The organism is Micromonospora sp. DH14 (genome assembly GCF_029809455.1).
Classification (GTDB): domain Bacteria; phylum Actinomycetota; class Actinomycetes; order Mycobacteriales; family Micromonosporaceae; genus Micromonospora; species Micromonospora parva.
This window is the reverse complement of the sequence record NZ_JARVKT010000014.1, coordinates 81,078-99,156: the sequence shown is the minus strand read 5'-3', so window position 1 is coordinate 99,156 and position 18,079 is coordinate 81,078. Positions and strand designations below refer to the sequence as shown.

Below are 18,079 nucleotides of genomic sequence, written 5' to 3'. Positions count from 1 at the left end.
CGAGCGAGCCCGGCCTACTGGTGCACGGCGCCGGGCGTTGACTCCACCATAGCCCGCGTTTTCGGCAAACGACCAGCTCAGAGGGGGTCTGTTCAGATTGGAGATTGCGGTGGAGCAGAGTGGACGATCGGCAGCACCACCGCCGAGGGGTGAACCGGGTCGTGCAGAATCTGCCGCCAGCCGGCACGCAGCGTCACCGCCGTGCCGAGGGGTTCCCCGGTTCCGGGGTTGCGGGCCCACCGTGGATGGGCGCCACCGGAGACCTGCACCCGCAGTCGGTGCCCGGCGGCGAACCGGTACGCGGTCGGCCACAGCGGCACCGGAACCCGCAGCGCCCCGGTGGGATCGGGCGGGAAGCGCTCGGGGGTGACCCGCACCAGGCCGTCGCACACGTTCCACGAACGACCCTTGCGGTCCACGTCGCACAGCCGAACGAAGACGTCCAGGTAGGGCAGGTCGCTGCGGACGTGGATCTCGGCGCGGACCGGGCCGATCACCTCGACCGGGCCGGTCAGCGGGGCGCTGGTGTAGGTCAGCACGTCGGGGCGGGCCTCGACGGGCCGGTTGTCCACCGGGCCGGACCGCTGGGCGACGAGCAGTGGCCCGCCCAGCGACGGGGTGGGGTCGGCGGGGTCGTAGCGGAACCGGTCCGGTGTCGACGCGACCGGTGGGCGCGCCGCCAGCTCGCCACCGGGTTGCAGGTGCCAGGCGGTCTCGACCGCCGGTGGTGGCCAGTCCGGCAGGTCCCGCCACCCGCCACCGGCGCCGCTGACGTACAGCCGCACGGGCGCCACCTCGGGCCGCGCCCGTCCGCCCGGTCGAGGCGTTTGCGGCAGGTGTTCGTCGAGCCACGCCAACCCCTCGCGCAGCGCGGCCACGAACAGTCCGGGGCTGCCGTGCGTCCACGGGCCGATCACCAGGCGCGACGGTGTGCCGGCGGCGCGCAGCACGGCGTGGTCGTCGAGCTGGGCGGGCAGGAAGATGTCGTGCCAGCCGGTGACCATCACGACCGGCGCCCGCACCTTCGCGACCTGGTCGGCGAAGACCCGGGTCCGCCAGTACGCGGCCTGCGGGGTGTGGTGGCGCAGCCACTCCTGGAAGAACGGGATTCTCACCCCGGTGGCCACCCGGTCGGCGTCGGCCAGGGGGAGGTGCGCCAGCGCGGCGGCCAGCCGGGGCTGCCCGCGTTTGAGCTCCCACTGCCGGGCCAGCCACGGCACGGTCTGCGCGTGCAGCAGCTCCGCCCAGGTCAGTACGCTGTCCAGGGCGAAGGACTCCCCCGCGTACGTCGAGTCCCGGGTGGCCGAGGCGGTCACCACCGCGACCATCGCGCGCAGTTCCTCGCCGGCGTCGGCGGCCAGCGCCCACTGCGCGAAGCCCTGGTAGCTGACCCCGAACATGCCGAGTTGACCGGACCACCAGGGTTGGCGGCGCAGCCAGTGCAGGGTGTCCGCGCCGTCGTCGCGCTCGTGCACCAGCGGGGCGAACGTCCCACCGGACCCGCCGGTGCCCCGGCACGACTGGATCACCGCGTGTCGGCCCCGTGCGGCGAGCAGCCGACCGAGCAACCGCAGCGGTCCGCCCCGCCCGTAGGGGGTGCGGATCAGCACGGTCGGCGCGCCGTGGTGGCCCGGGGCGTAGTGGTCGGTGCGCAGCACCACGCCGTCGCGGGTGCGCACCGGAAGGTCACGGGTGACCCGCACCGGGCCGGGGCGGGTCGGTGGCAGCCGCAGCGCGGCGCTGGCGAGGCGGGTGACGAGCCGGTCCGGCACGGTCACCCCGTCGGGCGGCGGGGCGACTCGGGCCGGGCGGCGCGCACCGCGTCGCGGTGTGACCGCAGCGACTCGCTCATCTCCGCCATGAACCGGTGCACCACCGCCAGCTCGTCCTCGCTGAAGCGGTCCATCACCGTGTCGGTGCGCTCGCCCAGCGGCCGGAAGAACTCCCTGGCCAGGGTCATGCCCTGGTGGGCGTAGTGCAGCAGGACCTTGCGCCGGTCGACGGTGTCGCGGTCCCGGCGGATGTGGCCGGCCCGCTCCAGCCGGTCGATCAGGGCGGTCACCGAGCCGGAGGAGAGGTTGAGCTGTTCACCGAGGCGGCCGGGTGTGATCGGGTCGCCCAGCAGCTCCGCGTCCATCACCGCGAGCAGGGCGTTCAGGTCGGTCGGGTTGAGGCCGTGCAGGTTGGCGAACGCGTGACTCACCTGCTGGGCGTCCACCGCGTACCGCCGCAGGTTGTTGGTGATCTCCGCGACCAGCTTTTCGCGGCGCGTCTCGCGCCGCCGGTACATGCCGTGAGTCGCCACCGCGTGCCGCTTCTCCCCGTCGTCGTCCCTCGGGTTGCAGCATAGAACAGCCGCCGATAATCTCGATAGTCAAGATACTTGGCACTCGAAATAATTTGGGGTCAGCTGATGTCCGTCTTCACCAGAGTCGCCCGCGGCCGGTTGGCCGCCTGGCTCACCGTGGCCGCCGCGATCGTCGTCGGCGCGGCCGTCTTCGGGCTCCCCCAGCCGGACAACCCGGCGCCGGTCTCCGCCAGTGGCCTCTCCGCGCGGTGGCAGTCGACCCAGGTGGAACGCCTGCAGGACCAACTCCCGTCCAGCGAGGTCCAGCCGGCCATCGCGGTGGTCAGCCGCGACGACGGGGGCGCGCTGACCGAGGCCGACCGGGGCGCCGTCACCGCGCGCTCCGGCGACCTGAGCCGCCTGGCGGTGGGCGGGCGGGTCAGCCCACCGCAGGTCTCCCCGGACGGCACCGTGGCGCTGGTCGCCGTGCCGCTCAGCATCGCCGGCGGCCAGGACGAGGTCGTCGGACAGGTCGACCAGGTACGCGCCGCGCTGGCGGACCTGCCCGACGGGCTGACCGTCGACGTGACCGGTTCACCGGCGTTCACCGCCGACCTGTCCTCGGTGTTCGACGGCGCCGACATCACCCTGCTCGCGGTGACCGCAGCAGTGGTCGCGGTGCTGCTGCTGATCACCTACCGCAGCCCGTTCCTGTGGATCGTGCCGCTGGTCGTGGTCGCCGCGACCGAGCAGCTCACCCTGCGCGCGGTGGACGTCATCGTGCCGGGTGTCGGCATCAACCTCCAGCAGGGTCAGGTCACCGGCATCGCCAGCGTGCTGGTCTTCGGCGCCGCCACCGACTACGCGCTGCTGCTCATCGCCCGCTACCGGGAGGAGTTGCGCCGCGAGGAGGACCGGTTCAGGGCGATGCGCGCCGCGCTGCGCCGCACCGCGGAGCCCATCCTCGCCAGCGGCGGCACCGTCGTGCTCGGCGTCCTCACCCTGCTGCTCAGCGAACAGGAGACCAACCGGGCACTGGCCGTGGCCTGCGCCACCGGTGTGGTCTTCGCCATGCTCTCGGCCCTGTTCGTGCTCCCCGCCGTGCTGGTGCTCTTCGGTCGCGGGCTGTTCTGGCCGTTCGTCCCCCGCGTCGGCGGCCCGGCGCGCGAGGGTCGGCTCTGGGGTCGGCTCGGCGCGGCCGTGGAGCGTCGTCCGGTGGTGGTCGCGACCCTGGCCACCGTGCTGCTCGGCGCGTTGGCGCTGGGTGGGCTCGGCATCCGTACCGGCCTGTCCGAGACCGAACAGTTCCGGGCCGAACCGGAGGCGGTGACCGGGGCGCAGACCCTGGCGAGGGCCTTCCCCGCCGGAAGCACCCAACCCGTCGCCGTGATCACCACCCCGGCGGCGGTGCGGGCGGTCACCGACGCCGCCAGCGCGGTACCCGGTGTCGCCTCGGCACGCCCCGGCGACGCGGGCGACGCTGTCGCCCAGGTCGACGTGGTCCTCGACGCCGAACCCGGCACCACCGCCTCGGACCGGGCGATCGAGGCGCTGCGCGAGGCCGTCGCCGCCGTTCCCGGCTCCGCGCCGCCGGCCAGCGTCGGCGGCGACACCCCGTCCGGGGCGATCGTCGGTGGCTCCGTGGCCGCCACCTACGACTCCGACGAGGCCAACGACCGGGATCTGCGACTCATCCTGCCGATCATCCTGCTGCTGGTCGGCGGTGTGCTCGTGCTCCTGCTGCGCGGCCTGCTCGCACCGCTGCTGCTGGTGCTCACCGTGATCGCGTCGTTCTTCGCCAGCCTCGGCGCGGCCTGGCTGCTCTTCGACCATGTGCTGGGCTTCCCCGCCCTGGACAGCGGGGTGCTGCTGCTCGCCTTCGTGTTCCTGGTGGCGCTCGGGGTGGACTACAACATCTTCCTGGTCACCAGGGCCCGGGAGGACGCCCGCAGCGCCGGCACCCGCGCCGGGATGCTCTCCGCCCTGCGGGTCACCGGCGGTGTGATCACCAGCGCCGGAGTGCTGCTCGCCGCGGTCTTCGCCGTGCTCGGCGTGCTGCCGCTGATCACCCTGACCCAGATCGGCATCATCGTCTGCATCGGCGTCCTGCTCGACACCCTGCTGGTCCGCACGGTCCTGGTGCCGGCGCTGGCGTTCCTGCTCGGTGACCGCTTCTGGTGGCCCGGCCGGATCACGAAGGACCAGGCGCAGGGCACCGTGCCGTCGCCCGAGCCGGTCGCCGCACACGACTGACCGAAGCGTCGGGGCCGTGCCGGATCAGGCACGGCCCCGACGTCGTCAGTAATCCAGGCAGACGCACTCGTTCATCAACGCCCGCACGTTGCGCACGTACGACGGGTTGGGGATGGCCAGTGGCTTGCCCTCCTGCGCCACCGCGCCGTGCCCGAAGTTGTAGGCGGCGATGACCGCGTTGAGCAGGCAGGAATTCAGCTCGCTGGTGCACAGCGCCGGGTCGAGGCGGAAGTCGGACTCGAAGTACATGTCGCCGATGTACTTCGTCGCCCAGGCCAGATAGGTGGCGCCGAGGTAGGCGTTGTCCCGGTAGGCGTCGATCTTGTAGCTCTTCTCGAACCGCTGGTTCATCCAGCCCGCGGTGTCCGGCATCACCTGCATCAGCCCGACCCCACCGTCGCAGGCGTAGATGTTGGACTGCCAGCCGCTCTCCTGCCACGCGGTGGCCTTGAGCAGGGTGAGCGGGATCTTGATGTCCGGCGCGGAGACCGGCCAGTAGGTGCGGTTGGCCGCGTCGGTCAGCGCCGCCTTCACCTCGGACCGCGACGCCTGGGTGCCCTTGTAGGTCGGCTTGCAGGACGTCGGTGCCGGCTTCGGTGGCGCCGGCGGCACCTCGGTCTCGGTGGGCGGCTTCGCCACCGGACGCGGCTTCGGCGCCGTACGGGTCGGCTTCTTCGACGGCTTCGGCGTCGGGGTCGCGCTGCGACTCGGCGCGGCGCCCATCGACTCCACCGCGCTCACCGACGGGCTCGGCTCCGCGCTGACCTCGTCGGACGGGGCATCGGTCGGCTCGTCGCTGACGGCGACCGGCGCGGCAAGGGACTCGGGGCTCTGCCCGTTGCCGGCACAGCCCACCAACCCGGTCAGCAACAGCCCGGCGAGCGCCGCGCCGACCAGCCGGTGTGTCTGTCGAACCATCCCGCTGCCTCCCCCGCTGTGACCGTCGCCGCACCCTAACAAGGCTCGACCGGGCGGCGGTGCCCCTGCGACGGCGACCGGGGCTGGTCCACCGGCGGCGTTCGCTCCCCCACCGCCCGGTCCCGGGTCGCCCAGGCGACCACGAACACCACCGTCCACAGCACCCCGAGCAGCACCGCCGCCGCGGCCCCGCTCGCCGTGTCCAGGCCGAGGTAGAGCCGCGCGCCGCCGATCCCCAGCACCCCGGCCGCGGCGGCCGTCCAGGCGGCCACGGCAACCGGCCAGCGGGCGCTGCGTGACACCAGCCAGGCCAGGGTGCAGAAGCTCGCCGCGACCACGGCGCTCTGGGTCGACAGCGGGGCGACCTCGCCGCTGCCCGGGGCGCCCCCGTCCGGGCCGGTCAGCTCGGCCACCACGGCCAGCACCACCAGCGGTACGAACGCGCCGACAGTGCCGACCACGCTGAGCAGATCCGCCCGCCAGGGCCGGTTGCGCCACGCCAGTCCCGCCGCCACCAGCGCCACCAACAGGATCAGCACCGACCCGCGCACCACCGACACCACGACCAGCGTGGCCTCGGCGGCGTCCGGGGTACGTCGGGCGGCGAACCACCCGGCGATGGCACCATCCAGTGCGGCAAGCCCGGAGTTGCGGACCGCCACCGCGAGCAGACCGGCGATGGCGAGCCCGGCGGCGAAGAGCAGCAGGAGCCCGGCAGCCAGATTGAGCAGCAGCGTCCAGGCCGGGCCGATCCGCATCGCCACCAGGAAGAACAGCACCCCGTAGCGGGCGGTGAGCCACCGCACCGGGGGCAACCCGCCCGCCCGCGACAGCAGCGCACGCACCGGATCGGGGTTACGACCCAGCCACCGGCCGACGAGCACCACCCCCAGCAGGCCGGCCAGCAGCAGGAACGCCACCCCGGTGGCCCGGCCGAGCAGCCGGGAGACCGTGTCGTACGACTCACCGGCGAGATGACCGAGCAGCACGGAGCCACCCACCCAGGTCACCACCCCGGCCAGGTTCCACAGGGCGAACCGCCGGTACGGCATGCCGGCCGCACCGGCCAGCCGAGGCACCAGGGTGCGGGCGAAAGCCACCCACCGGGCGGCGAACACCCCCCGCCCACCGAGGCGGGCGAGCATGGCGTCGGCGCGGGCCCACCGCTGCGGCCCGACCCGGTGACCGAGCCCGGCGCGCAGCCGGGGGCCGTACCGCCGCCCGGCGCGAAAGGCCAGCCCATCGCCGACAACCGCCGCGGCGATCATCGCGAGCAACGCCGGCCCGAGCCGCAAGGTACCGTTGTAGGTGAGGAAGCCGACCAGCAGCAGGGTAGCCTCACCCGGCACGAGCAGGCCGAAGATCACCGCGGTCTCGCCCGCCACGATCAGCGCGGCGACCAGGTAGATCCACAGGGTGGGCAGACCCTGCACCCAGGTCAGCAGGTCGTGCACTCAGGCCCCCGGGACACGGGAGTCAGCATGCCAGCCGGGGGAACCACCGGCACAGCGGTTTCACCATAGATCAGGGGCACCTGGGGGTGACCCCGACGCAGCCTGCGCGAGCGCAGGCGGAAGGATAGAGGGTATGCAGCTTCGCACCGACCTCCGCAACGTCGCCATCATCGCTCACGTCGACCACGGCAAGACCACCCTGGTCGATGCCATGTTGCGGCAGGCCGGCGCGTACGGCGCACGCGGCGAGAACACCGAGCGGGTGATGGACTCCGGGGACCTGGAGCGGGAAAAGGGCATCACGATCCTGGCCAAGAACACCGGCGTGCGGTACCTGCCGGCGGACGGCTCCGACCCGGTCACCATCAACATCATCGACACCCCCGGCCACGCCGACTTCGGCGGCGAGGTGGAGCGCGGCCTGACCATGGTCGACGGTGTGGTGCTGCTCGTCGACGCCAGCGAGGGCCCGCTGCCGCAGACCCGCTTCGTGCTGCGCAAGGCCCTGCGGGCCCGGATGCCGATCATCCTCGTGATCAACAAGGTGGACCGTCCGGACGCGCGGATCAAGGAGGTCGTGGACGACACCTACGAGCTCTTCCTCGACCTGGACGCCGACGAGGAGCAGATCGACTTCCCGATCGTCTACGCATGCGCCCGCGACGGAATCGCCTCGCTGACCCAGCCGGCCGACGGCTCGGTGCCCGACGACAGCGACTCCCTGGAGCCACTGTTCCGCACCCTGCTGGACACCATCCCGGCTCCCGCATACGAGGACGACGCCCCGCTGCAGGCGCACGTCACCAACCTCGACGCGTCGCCGTTCCTGGGCCGGCTGGCGCTGTGCCGGGTCCGCCAGGGCACCATCAGCAAGGGTCAGACGGTGGCCTGGTGCCGCACCGACGGCAGCACCCAGCGGGTCCGCATCTCCGAGATGCTGATGACCGAGGGCCTGGAGCGTAAGCCGGCCGAGACCGCCGGCCCGGGCGACATCATCGCCGTCGCCGGCATCCCGGAGATCATGATCGGTGAGACCCTCGCCGACGTGGAGAACCCGGTGGCGCTGCCGCTGATCACCGTCGACGAGCCGGCCATCTCGATGACCATCGGCACCAACACCTCGCCGCTGGTCGGCCGGGTCAAGGGCTCCAAGGTCACCGCCCGGATGGTCAAGGACCGCCTGGACAAGGAACTGATCGGCAACGTGTCGCTGCGGGTCCTGCCCACCGAGCGGCCGGACGCCTGGGAGGTGCAGGGCCGCGGCGAGCTGGCGCTGGCCATCCTGGTCGAGCAGATGCGCCGGGAGAGCTACGAGCTGACCGTCGGCAAGCCGCAGGTGGTCACCCGGGAGATCGACGGCAAGACCTGCGAGCCGGTCGAGCGGCTGACCATCGACGCCCCCGAGGAGTACCTCGGCGCGATCACCCAGCTTCTCGCCACCCGCAAGGGCCGGATGGAGCAACTGGTCAACCACGGCACCGGCTGGATCCGGATGGAGTGGCTGGTGCCGGCGCGCGGCCTGATCGGCTTCCGCACCGAGTTCCTCACCGACACCCGGGGCACCGGCATCCTGCACCACGTCTTCGAGTCGTACGAGCCGTGGTTCGGCGAGCTGCGCACCCGCAACAACGGTTCGCTGGTCGCCGACCGGTCCGGCGTGGTCACCGCCTTCGCGATGATCAACCTGCAGGAGCGCGGCCAGCTGTTCGTCGAGCCCACCACCGAGGTGTACGAGGGCATGATCGTCGGGGAGAACTCCCGCTCCGACGACATGGACGTCAACATCACCAAGGAGAAGAAGCTCACCAACATGCGGGCGTCCACCTCCGACGAGACCGAGAAGCTGATCCCGCCGCGCAAGCTCTCCCTGGAGCAGGCCCTGGAGTTCTGCCGCGAGGACGAGTGCGTCGAGGTCACCCCGACCGCGGTGCGCATCCGCAAGGTGGTGCTCGACCAGCAGCAGCGGGGCCGCGCCGCCGCCCGCCGCAAGCACGCCAGCTGACCCCACCCGCACCCGACACCGGGCGCGTCGGCCGCTCGCGGCCGGCGCGCCCGTCGTCTTCCCCCGACGGGTACGCGAGTCCACCCACCCGTGATCCGCTACGGTCACCGGCATGACCTGGGATGATCTCGACGCCCACCTGGACCGGGTGCCCGGCACCGTCTCCGCGTACGTGGGGCGCCTCGACGCCCCGCCGACCTGGACCCGCCACGCGAACGCCGCCCACTACGCCGCGAGCACCATGAAGGTGGCGGTGCTCGCCGCACTGCACCGGGCCGCCGAAGCCGGCACCCTGGACCTGGACGCCCCGGTCCCGGTCGTCAACGACTTCGACTCCGCCCAGCCCGGCGCACCCCGCTTCGCCTGTGCCCAGCCCTACGACAACGACGACGCGGTCTGGGACCGCCTCGGCGCCACCGCGTCGCTGCGCTGGCTGGCCGACCGGATGATCGTGCGCTCCAGCAACCTCGCCACCAACCTCGTCCTCGGGCACGTCGGGCTGCCCGCCGTCGCCGAGGTCTGGGCGCTCGCCGGCGCCCGCACCAGCGTCACCGGACGCGGCATCGAGGACTTCGCCGCCCGCGACGCCGGCATCACCAACTCGGTCACCGCCGCCGACCTGGCCGCCCTGCTCGGCGCGCTGGCCACCGGGGCCACCACCCCCGGCCCACTCGCCTCCCCGGCCGCGTGCGCCACCATGCTGGACGTGCTGCTCGCCCAGGAACACCGCGAGGACCTCGCCGCCGGCCTGCCCGAGGGCACCCGCATCGCGCACAAGAACGGTTGGGTACGCGGCGTCCGCCACGGCGCCGGCGTGGTCCTGCCCGACGACGCACCGCCGTACCTGATCGCCGTCTGCACCACCACCGACCTGGCCGACGGCGACGACCAGGTGGAGGACGACGCCTGCCTGCTGCTCGCGCACATCTCGGCGCAGGTCTGGGCCGTCCGCCACCACCTCTGACCCGGCACCCACCGCGCCGGCACCGACACCCGCCGACTGCGGCTAGGCTGCTCGCACCCCCCACCCCGGAGCCGCCGATGCCCCGCAGCCGCACCGTGCTGATCGCCTTCCTCGTCGCGACCGCCGCGAACCTGCTGGCCAACGCCACCGGCGGCGGCACCGCCCTCCTGCTCACCAAGCCGCTGCTGATGCCGCTGCTGGTCGCGTACCTGTGGCGGGCCAGCGCCGAACGCGGAGCCCGACCGGACCGGCTGCTGCTCGCCGCGTTGGCCTTCGCCACCGGCGGCGACATCGCCCTCATGATCGACGGCACCGGCTGGTTCCTCGCCGGCATGGCCTGCTTCCTCGGCACGCACCTCTGCTACCTCGCGGCCTTCACCCGCCACGGTGCCGCGACCGCGCTGCGCCGGCCGCCGCTGCTCGCCGTCCCAGTGGTGTACGCGCTGCTGACCGTCGTCGCCCTGGCCTGGATGTGGGCGGGCCTGACCGACGTCGGGCTGGCCGTACCGGTGGCCGGGTACGCGATCGCGCTGGCCGCCATGGCCACCACCGCCACCACCCAGGGCTGGCGGGTCGGTCTCGGCGCCGCGCTCTTCCTCGGCTCCGACCTGCTGATCGCCGCCGGGGTGGCCGAGGTGGCCCAGCCACCCGGCGCGCCGGTGCTGATCATGGCGACCTACGCCGCCGGCCAGGCGCTGATCGTCACCGGTTGGGTCGCCCGCGCCGGCACACCGCCCGGCTCAGCTGTCACTCCAGCAGCTGCGCCCGCAGCGCGGTGAGGTCGGAGTCGGTGAGCCCCAGCCCGTCACGCAGGTACGCGTCGAACGAGCCGTGCACCCGACGCACCTCGGCGTAACCGGCGTCGAGGTACTCGGCGCGGACCTCCAACACGGGCAGCACCGCGTCCACGTCCAGCTCGGGGTTCCGCCGCCGCATCGCCTCGACGATCACCGCCCGCAGGCTGTCGGTCAGCTCGTTGTTGCGCAGGTAGTCGGCACGGATCGCCGCCTCGTCCACCCCGAGCGCCGTCAACAGGATGACGGTGAGCCAACCGGTGCGGTCCTTGCCCGCCGAGCAGTGGTAGACCACCGGCAGGTTCTCCGGTCGCGCCGCCAGGCGCACCGCCTCGGCGAAACCGACCCGCGCCGACTCACCCGTGACGAACCAGCGGTAGATCGCCGCCATCGCCCCGGCCGTGCCCTGCCGGGCCAGCTCCGCGTACGCGTTCAGATCGTGGCCGAGCAGCACCGCCGAGACGTACGTGAAGACCGGGTGCTCCGCATCGTGCACCGGCAGCCGCACCACCCGTGGCTCACCGGCGAGCCGGTCCGCCGGGGCGACCGAGATCTCCGTGGTGTCGCGCAGATCCAGCACGCACGCCGGCCCCAGTTTCGCCAGCACCGGCAGGTCCTCGTCGGTGAGCCGACCCAGCGCCGGAGTGCGGATCAACTGGCCGACCCGGACCCGCCGCCCGTCCGCGCCGACGAGGCCGCCCAGGTCACGCGCGTTCGGCGCACCCACCAGCTCCCAGCCCTGCCCGGTCATCCGGTCTCCCCTCCCGCCGTGAACCTGGATATAGAGTGCCCCACATGACGATCTCGGCGGTACGCACCCACCGGGTTTCCGCCCCCTTACACACCCCGTTCGTCACCGCCCTGCGCCGTACCACCACAGTGGACACGCTGGTCGTCGAACTCGTCGACAGCGACGGCCGGTCCGGCTTCGGCGAGGCCCCCCAGGTCTGGCAGGTCACCGGCGCGTCGGTTGCCGGCGCACAGGCGTGCGTCCGCGAGTTGCTCGGCCCCCAGCTGATCGGCCGCGACCCGGACGACCTGGTGACCCGTTGCGCCGAGGTGCAGCGCGCCGTGGTCGGCAACGAGGCGGCGAAGGCCGCTGTCGACGTCGCCCTGCACGACCTCGCCGCGCGGCGACTGGGCGTACCCCTGGTGCGGTTGCTCGGGGGCACCTCGCTGCGGGTCCCGACGGACGTCACGCTGGCGGCGGGCGACGCGGTGGACCTGGCGACCGCGGCACGGCAGCGGCAGGCCGACGGCTTCGGCGTGCTCAAGCTGAAGGTCGGCACCGACGCGGCCGGCGATCTGGACCGGGTGCGGGCGGTGCGGGCGGCCGTCGGCCCCGGCATCCGGATCCGGTTGGACGCCAACCAGGGCTGGACGCCCCGGGAGGCGGTCCGGGTGATCCGCGGGATCGAGGACGCGGGGCTCGACGTGGAGTTGGTCGAGCAGCCGGTGGTCCGCTGGGACCTGGATGGGCTGGCCTGGGTCAGTGACCGGGTGTCCGTGCCGATCCTGGCCGACGAGGCGGTTTTCGGGGTCCGTGACCTGGTGGAGGTGATCCGCCGCCGCGCCGCCGACCTGGTCAACGTCAAGCTGGCCAAGTGCGGTGGGTTGCACCCGGCGCGCACCCTGCTCGAACTGGCCACCGCGCACGGCCTCGGCACGGTGGTGGGCTCGATGATGGAGAGCCAGGTCGGCATCGGGGCGGCGGCCAGCCTGGTGGCCGCGTACGGCACCACAGCGGTTGCCGACCTGGACGCCGCCTGGTGGCTGGCCTGGTCACCGGTGCAGGGCGGCATTCGCTACGACGGCGCGAGCGTGGTGCTGCCGGACGCCCCTGGCCTGGGCATCTCCGGCCTGACTGAAGCAAAAGTGCAGACTCACGGTTGATGGTGGTCGGTTTCTTTCATAGGGTTTCCCGGGACAGCCGACGCGATCTGGGAGTTGACGTGCAGCTGCAACCGGGCCGCGAGGCCCTCGTCCGGGTCGCCGTGGCGACGCTGTGGACCTCCCCCGAGGCGGTCCGCCCGGTCGACCGCCCCGCGCTGACCGCCGGCGCCGACATCCTGACCTGGGTCTCCGGACTCGACACCGACCAGCAGGTCGGCGACTGCGTGCTGAGCCAACTCCTGCTCGGCGAGCGGGTCCTCGTCAGCGAGCTGCGCCCGGACGGCTGGGCGCGGGTCGTCGCCGTCGAGCAACCAGCGGCCAAGCTGGACCCCCGCGGTTACCCGGGCTGGCTCCCCACCGACCAACTGACCACAGTCGACCCGGCCCACACCGGCACCGGTGACCCACTGGTGGTGGACGCCACCGTCACCGGGCTCCACACCGCCCCGAACGGGCCGGTGGCGCTGCCCGGCGTCGTCGTCGGCACCCGCCTCGTCCCGGCCGGCCCCGTACGCGGCGGCTGGCGGCCGGTGCACGTCCCCGGCCGGCCCACGCCGCTCTGGCTTCCCGACGAGCACCTGGTGCCAGCGTCGGCCGCGGCGCCGACCGCCGAGCAGGCGCTCGCGGTGGCACAGCGACTGCTGGACGTGGTCTACATCTGGGGCGGCCTGTCCGCGCACGGCATCGACTGCTCAGGGCTGGTGCATCTGGCCTGGCGGCGGTTCGGGGTGCTGCTGCCCCGCGACGCCGACGACCAGGCCGCCGCCACCACCCCGGTGCCGCTGGGCGCGGAACGCCCCGGCGACCTCTACTTCTTCGCCCGACCCGGCCGCAAGATCCACCACATCGGCATCGTCACCGCGACGCCCGGCGACGGCGGGCAACGCCGGATGCTGCACGCCTGCTACCGGCGGCGGCGGGTCATCGAGGAACCACTGCCGGCCGACCGGACCGCGACGCTGGTGGGCGCGCACCGGGTCTGACCGGCCGGACGCCTCTCGGCGCCCGGCCGGTGACCGGTCAGCGTCGGGCGTCGGCCAACTCGCGACGCCGGTCCCGCGAGGACTTGACCAGGCTGGCGGCGGTGGCGACACCCAGGGTGCCGATGATGACCAGCAGCGACAACCAGATCGGGATGTGCGGCGCCCAGCCGACGTGCTCACCACCGTTGATGAACGGCAGGTTGTTGTCGGCCAACGCCTCCAGCACCAGCTTGACCCCGATGAAGCCGAGCACCACGGCCAGGCCGTAGCTCAGGTAGATCAGCCGGTCGAGCAGGCCACCGAGCAGGAAGTAGAGCTGACGAAGGCCCATCAGCGCGAAGACGTTCGCGGTGAAGACCAGGTACGGCTCCTGGGTGATGCCGAAGATCGCCGGGATCGAATCCAGTGCGAAGATCAGGTCGGTGGTGCCGATCGCGATCATCACGATCAGCATCGGGGTGAACAGCCGCCGGCCGTCCACGCGGGTGGTGAGCTTCGCGCTGTCGTAGTCCTTCGAGATCGGCAGCGCCTTACGGCTCCACCGGATCAGCACGTTCTCGGAGAACTCGTCCTCGTCCGGCTCACCCTGCCGGGCCAGGTTCACCGCCGTGTAGATCAGGAACGCGCCGAAGATGTAGAAGACCCAGGAGAACTGCGAGATCAGCGCGGCACCCGCCGCGATGAACCCGCCCCGCATCACCAGCGCCAGCACGATGCCGACGAGCAGCACCTTCTGCTGGTACTGCCGGGGCACCCCGAAGCGGGCCATGATGATCACGAAGACGAAGAGGTTGTCCACCGAGAGGCTGTACTCGGTGAGCCAACCGGTGTAGAACTGGCCGGCCGCGCTGGCACCGGAGGTCAGCCAGAGACCCGCGCCGAAGATCAGGGCGAGCCCCACATAGAAGGCGACCCAGAGGCTCGACTCCCGCACACTCGGCTCGTGCGGGCGCCGACCGATGATCAACAGGTCGGCGAGCAGGACCGCAGTCAGTGCGACAAGCGTCCCCGCCCACACCAATCCGGACACGTCCAACGTTCATTCCTCCGGCAGACACGCGGCGTCGGGCACACCGTACGCCCCCACGGGGGCCGGTGTGCCGCTGTCGCTCACTCTGGTGACTGTCGGAGGTCTCTTCCGCCGCCGCCCGGGAAGGGCGGCGACCTACGGGGCCGGGTCGGCCACCGTGGAACCCGGCGTTCGACCGTGCTGACGACTCCGTTGCGGGGGAATACTCCCCTCCTCGGTGACCATTGTTGCCCACCACTGCCCGTGATCACACCCCGGGCAGCCGGTGGCTCCGAACACCCTGTTCGGCGCCACACCGCCTAGGGCTTCCTAGGAGGCTAGTGCAGGTCGGGTGCGGCGATCGGGCCGGCGAGGGACCAACCCGCGGCGAGCAGGTCGTCGCAGGCCCGCACCGCCCGGGCCAACCGCTCCGCGGGCGACCCGGTCAGCTCCACCACCGGCACCCCGCACCCCGCCAGCTCGGCCCGGAACCGCTCGGTCATCCACTCCCGCAGGTGCTCGCCGTCGCGCAGCCCGTCATCGGTGAACGGCACCCCCCGGTGATCAGTCAACAGATACAGCGCCGGCCGACGGGCCGCCGCCCGCACCTGCTCCGACGCGCTGCCCAGGTAACGCTCCTCCCACACCGCCGTCGCCCGCGCGTCGGTGTCGCAGACCAGCAGCGGCCCGCTCGTCCGGGCCGCCGCGTCCTCGGCCGCCTGCTGCGCGCGGACCACGGCGCGAAAGTCGTCCCGGTCCCACGTGACGTCGAAGACCGTCGCCGTCGGCGTCCGCTCCCGCAACCGGGCCAGCTTGCGGGCGGTCAACTCCCTGCCGTACTCCGGCACCCAGGACGTGCCGTAGTGCCCCGCCAGCGCCTCCGCCATCGTCGTGGTGCCGGTCGACTCGGCCCCGACCACCACCACCCGCCGGACGAACCACGCCCGCACCGGCGCGCTCAGCCACCGCCAGTGACCCGCCGGATCCGCGCGCACGGCCGTCCCGGACACCGGCACGGTCCGCCGGTCCGGATCCACCGACACGGGTACGGCGTCGAACCGGCGCGCCAACTCGGCGCCGTACGCCTCGGAGGAGAAGACCGCGTCCACCGGCCCCGGCCCGACCGCCTCACGGAACACCGCGCAGTGCGCGTCCCAGACGGCCGGATCGGCGTAGTCCACCGGGTGGTCGTCGTACCGCCCGACGAACCGGACCCACGGCGTGTCGGCATGCACCTCCCGCAGCCAGTCCAGGCGCAGCGGCAACGGGATGGACTCCCGACACGAGGGCGCCACCACGACGGTGACCTCGGCGCAACGGGCGGCGGCCGCCGCGATCAGCGCGTGGTGCCCGGCGTGCGGTGGATAGAACTTGCCCACCACCATCCCGTGCCCGAACTCCACGGCGTCCGGTCGCCCCGGCGAGCGTGGCGCCGGTGCCCGGCCAGACGTCCCGGCGCTCACGCGGCGACCGCGGCCGGGCCGGGCGGGACCGCGCTCGGCCGGTCGACCCGACGCAGATCGGCCCGCCAGGCCCGCAACCCGAGCACGCACAGGGCGAGGAAGACCAGGTAGAGGACGGCGGTCAGGTGCAGCCCCTTGTACGCGTACAACGGGATGTAGATCAGGTCGGCGGCGATCCAGAGCCACCAACTCTCCACCCGCTTGCGGGTCTGCCCGTACGTGGCCAGCAGGGACAGCGCCGTGGTCAACGCGTCCGGCAGCGGCACCGTCGAGTCGGTGGCCCGGTCCAACAGCACCCAGAGCACGCCGGTGAGCAGCACCCCGGCGGCGGCCAGCGCCAACCACTCCCGTCGTCCCGTCCGGCTCACCGTGAGCCGGGTGCGCCGCTCGCCACCGACCAGCCAGTGCCACCAGCCGTAACAGCCGAGCGCGACGTAGACGACCTGGAGCCCCGCGTCGGCGTACAGGCCGGCGGTCCAGAACAGCAGCATGAGCAGCAGCACGTTGGCGATGCCGATCGGCCAGTTGGCGATCTTCTGCCGGGCCACCAGCCACACGTTGAGCACACCGGTCGCGAACCTCAGCAGCTCCGCCCAGGTGGTGCCCGTACCGGCCACCCGAAAGGCGGTGCCGGTGAGCCAGTCAATGATCACCAGGCCACCCTAGGGGCGTCACCGACGCCGGAACAGACCCCGCGACACCACCGGCGACGACCACCGTGGGAGGCTGTCCGACATGGTGCTTGAGGTCGCGTTGATCGACGTACTGCCCGGACACGAGGACGCGTTCGCCGCCGCGTACGCCGAGGGGCACCCGGTGCTCGCCGGGGCGACCGGCTGCCGGTCCGTGCGGATGACCCGGGGAATCGAGTCGCCGACCCGCTTCGTGCTGCTCGTCGAATGGGACTCGGTCGAGGCGCACGAGGAGAACTTCCGGGCCACCGAACGGTTCGAGCGGTGGCGGGCGCTGATCGGCCCCCACTTCGCGGGACCGCCGGTGGTCGAACACTTCCTCGACGTGCCGGCCTGAGCCTGCCTGTCGTACCCCGCGGTTATCGTGCCGGACGCACGCGCCGGCCGCCGGTCCCGACGGGCTCGGGGGCGCCGGGCCCGGTGGCCGCGCGGCGCCGCACCGTCGGCGGTTACTCGCCGACGCGGCGGGCCAGCACGGTGACGGTCTCCTCCGGCGACAGCGCCGAGGCCAGCAACGCCTCGGTCATCCGCTGGTAGCGGTCGACATCGAGCGCGGTGGCCAGCCGGACGTCGGTGGTCAGCGCCTCGAGCATCACCGTCCGCGGGTCCGCCGGGTCGGGAAAGGCATAGCAGGAATACGGTGTCAGCGGGTGCAGCCCGTCACCGGCGACCCCGCGCGGCAGCAGTCGCACCGTGACATGGGACAGCCCGGTCACCGCGACCAGATGCCGCAACTGCTCCCGCCAGACCGCCACCGGCAGGTCACCCTGGTCGCAGACGGCCTCGGCGAGCACCGCCGTGTAGCGCGGCGGATAGGCCCGCCGCAGCACCTCCTGCCGTAGCGCCCGAGCGCGCACCTCGGCGTCCACATCGACCTCCGGCGTGAGCCGGGCGCTGGCCGTGACCAGCACCCGGGCGTACGCGGGCGTCTGCAGCAGCCCCGGCACCACCGACGGCTGGTACTCGACGATGTCGGCGGCACCCGCCTCCAGCTCGGCGTAGGTGCGCTGCCGTTCGCTCATCTCGCCCAGCGTCTTCCACCAGCCTCGACTGGTCGCCGCGTCCCGGGCGATGACGATCAGCGCCTCCCGGGCGGGCGTCGGCACCTTGTAGACGTCCAGCAGATCGAGCACGTCGGCAAGGTCCGGGCGACTCTGGCCCAGCTCGATGCGGGACAGCTTGGACGTCGAGGCCCAGCCCAGCCGGTCGCAGACCTGCTCCAGGGTCAGCGACTCGCGCCGACGAAGCTGGCGCAGTTCTGCGCCGAGACGTGCACGTCGAATAACAGGACTTGTTGGCAGCGGCATCCCGGCCTCCCCACCGAGGGAGACTACGCAGGACGATCACCCAGTGCAATAGTTCGCTCG

General features: G+C 72.7%; 16 protein-coding genes. 7 read left to right on the top strand and 9 right to left on the bottom strand.

What is annotated here, in order from left to right; genetic code table 11:
• Positions 1–92: 92 nt before the first annotated feature.
• Together QCZ28_RS19610 and QCZ28_RS19605 are read right to left on the bottom strand one after the other, a co-directional pair.
• Positions 93–1,772 (bottom strand): CocE/NonD family hydrolase, encoded by a 1,680-nt coding sequence (locus tag QCZ28_RS19610; protein WP_279518018.1) that lies wholly within the window; start codon positions 1,770–1,772, stop codon positions 93–95.
• A gap of 2 nt (positions 1,773–1,774) precedes the next feature.
• Positions 1,775–2,290 (bottom strand): MarR family transcriptional regulator, encoded by a 516-nt coding sequence (locus QCZ28_RS19605; protein ID WP_279518082.1) that lies wholly within the window; start codon positions 2,288–2,290, stop codon positions 1,775–1,777.
• Positions 2,291–2,413: 123 nt separating this feature from the next.
• Here QCZ28_RS19605 and QCZ28_RS19600 point away from each other — a divergent pair, with 123 nt between their 5' ends.
• Complete coding sequence (locus QCZ28_RS19600) at positions 2,414–4,540, top strand: efflux RND transporter permease subunit (RefSeq protein ID WP_279518017.1); 2,127 nt, start codon at positions 2,414–2,416, stop codon at positions 4,538–4,540.
• A gap of 45 nt (positions 4,541–4,585) precedes the next feature.
• Here the strand turns inward: QCZ28_RS19600 and QCZ28_RS19595 are convergent, their stop codons facing one another.
• Positions 4,586–5,458, bottom strand: coding sequence for a lytic transglycosylase domain-containing protein (locus QCZ28_RS19595; RefSeq protein ID WP_279518016.1), 873 nt, complete (start codon positions 5,456–5,458; stop codon positions 4,586–4,588).
• A gap of 35 nt (positions 5,459–5,493) precedes the next feature.
• The gene (locus QCZ28_RS19590) at positions 5,494–6,912 is read right to left on the bottom strand and encodes a DedA family protein (RefSeq protein WP_279518015.1); all 1,419 of its coding nucleotides are present in this window, start codon (positions 6,910–6,912) and stop codon (positions 5,494–5,496) included.
• Positions 6,913–7,045: 133 nt separating this feature from the next.
• Here QCZ28_RS19590 and typA point away from each other — a divergent pair, with 133 nt between their 5' ends.
• The 3 genes from typA to QCZ28_RS19575 all read left to right on the top strand — a co-directional run bounded on the left by typA (position 7,046) and on the right by QCZ28_RS19575 (position 10,657).
• Positions 7,046–8,914, top strand: a complete 1,869-nt coding sequence (typA, locus tag QCZ28_RS19585; protein WP_279518014.1) for a translational GTPase TypA — start codon at positions 7,046–7,048, stop codon at positions 8,912–8,914.
• Positions 8,915–9,026: 112 nt separating this feature from the next.
• The gene (locus QCZ28_RS19580) at positions 9,027–9,878 is read left to right on the top strand and encodes a class A beta-lactamase-related serine hydrolase (protein WP_279518013.1); all 852 of its coding nucleotides are present in this window, start codon (positions 9,027–9,029) and stop codon (positions 9,876–9,878) included.
• Between the two features lie 77 nt (positions 9,879–9,955).
• Positions 9,956–10,657 (top strand): lysoplasmalogenase, encoded by a 702-nt coding sequence (locus tag QCZ28_RS19575; protein ID WP_279518012.1) that lies wholly within the window; start codon positions 9,956–9,958, stop codon positions 10,655–10,657.
• Here QCZ28_RS19575 and QCZ28_RS19570 read toward each other — a convergent pair.
• Positions 10,626–11,423, bottom strand: coding sequence for a tyrosine-protein phosphatase (locus tag QCZ28_RS19570; protein ID WP_279518011.1), 798 nt, complete (start codon positions 11,421–11,423; stop codon positions 10,626–10,628). The two genes, QCZ28_RS19575 and QCZ28_RS19570, sit on opposite strands and share 32 nt — an antisense overlap.
• Positions 11,424–11,467: 44 nt before the next feature.
• Between QCZ28_RS19570 and QCZ28_RS19565 the strand changes: the two genes are divergently transcribed.
• On the top strand, positions 11,468–12,565 hold the full coding sequence (locus tag QCZ28_RS19565) for a dipeptide epimerase (RefSeq protein WP_279518010.1): 1,098 nt from the start codon (positions 11,468–11,470) through the stop codon (positions 12,563–12,565).
• A gap of 59 nt (positions 12,566–12,624) precedes the next feature.
• Positions 12,625–13,548, top strand: a complete 924-nt coding sequence (locus QCZ28_RS19560) for an NlpC/P60 family protein (protein WP_279518009.1) — start codon at positions 12,625–12,627, stop codon at positions 13,546–13,548.
• A 37-nt stretch (positions 13,549–13,585) separates the two neighbouring features.
• On the opposite strand, the gene QCZ28_RS19555 is transcribed toward QCZ28_RS19560, so the two are convergent.
• From QCZ28_RS19555 to pnuC, 3 genes are all read right to left on the bottom strand, one after another.
• Positions 13,586–14,584, bottom strand: coding sequence for a TerC family protein (locus QCZ28_RS19555; RefSeq protein WP_279518008.1), 999 nt, complete (start codon positions 14,582–14,584; stop codon positions 13,586–13,588).
• A 311-nt stretch (positions 14,585–14,895) separates the two neighbouring features.
• A complete protein-coding gene (locus QCZ28_RS19550) occupies positions 14,896–16,020 on the bottom strand; it encodes an AAA family ATPase (RefSeq protein WP_279518007.1) in 1,125 nt (374 codons plus the stop codon).
• The gene (gene pnuC / locus QCZ28_RS19545; RefSeq protein ID WP_279518006.1) at positions 16,017–16,673 is read right to left on the bottom strand and encodes a nicotinamide riboside transporter PnuC; all 657 of its coding nucleotides are present in this window, start codon (positions 16,671–16,673) and stop codon (positions 16,017–16,019) included. The genes QCZ28_RS19550 and pnuC overlap by 4 nt, the downstream gene beginning before the upstream one ends.
• A gap of 82 nt (positions 16,674–16,755) precedes the next feature.
• Between pnuC and QCZ28_RS19540 the strand changes: the two genes are divergently transcribed.
• The gene (locus tag QCZ28_RS19540) at positions 16,756–17,049 is read left to right on the top strand and encodes an antibiotic biosynthesis monooxygenase family protein (protein ID WP_124770950.1); all 294 of its coding nucleotides are present in this window, start codon (positions 16,756–16,758) and stop codon (positions 17,047–17,049) included.
• A 112-nt stretch (positions 17,050–17,161) separates the two neighbouring features.
• On the opposite strand, the gene QCZ28_RS19535 is transcribed toward QCZ28_RS19540, so the two are convergent.
• On the bottom strand, positions 17,162–18,019 hold the full coding sequence (locus QCZ28_RS19535; RefSeq protein ID WP_279518005.1) for a helix-turn-helix transcriptional regulator: 858 nt from the start codon (positions 18,017–18,019) through the stop codon (positions 17,162–17,164).
• Positions 18,020–18,079: the final 60 nt, after the last annotated feature.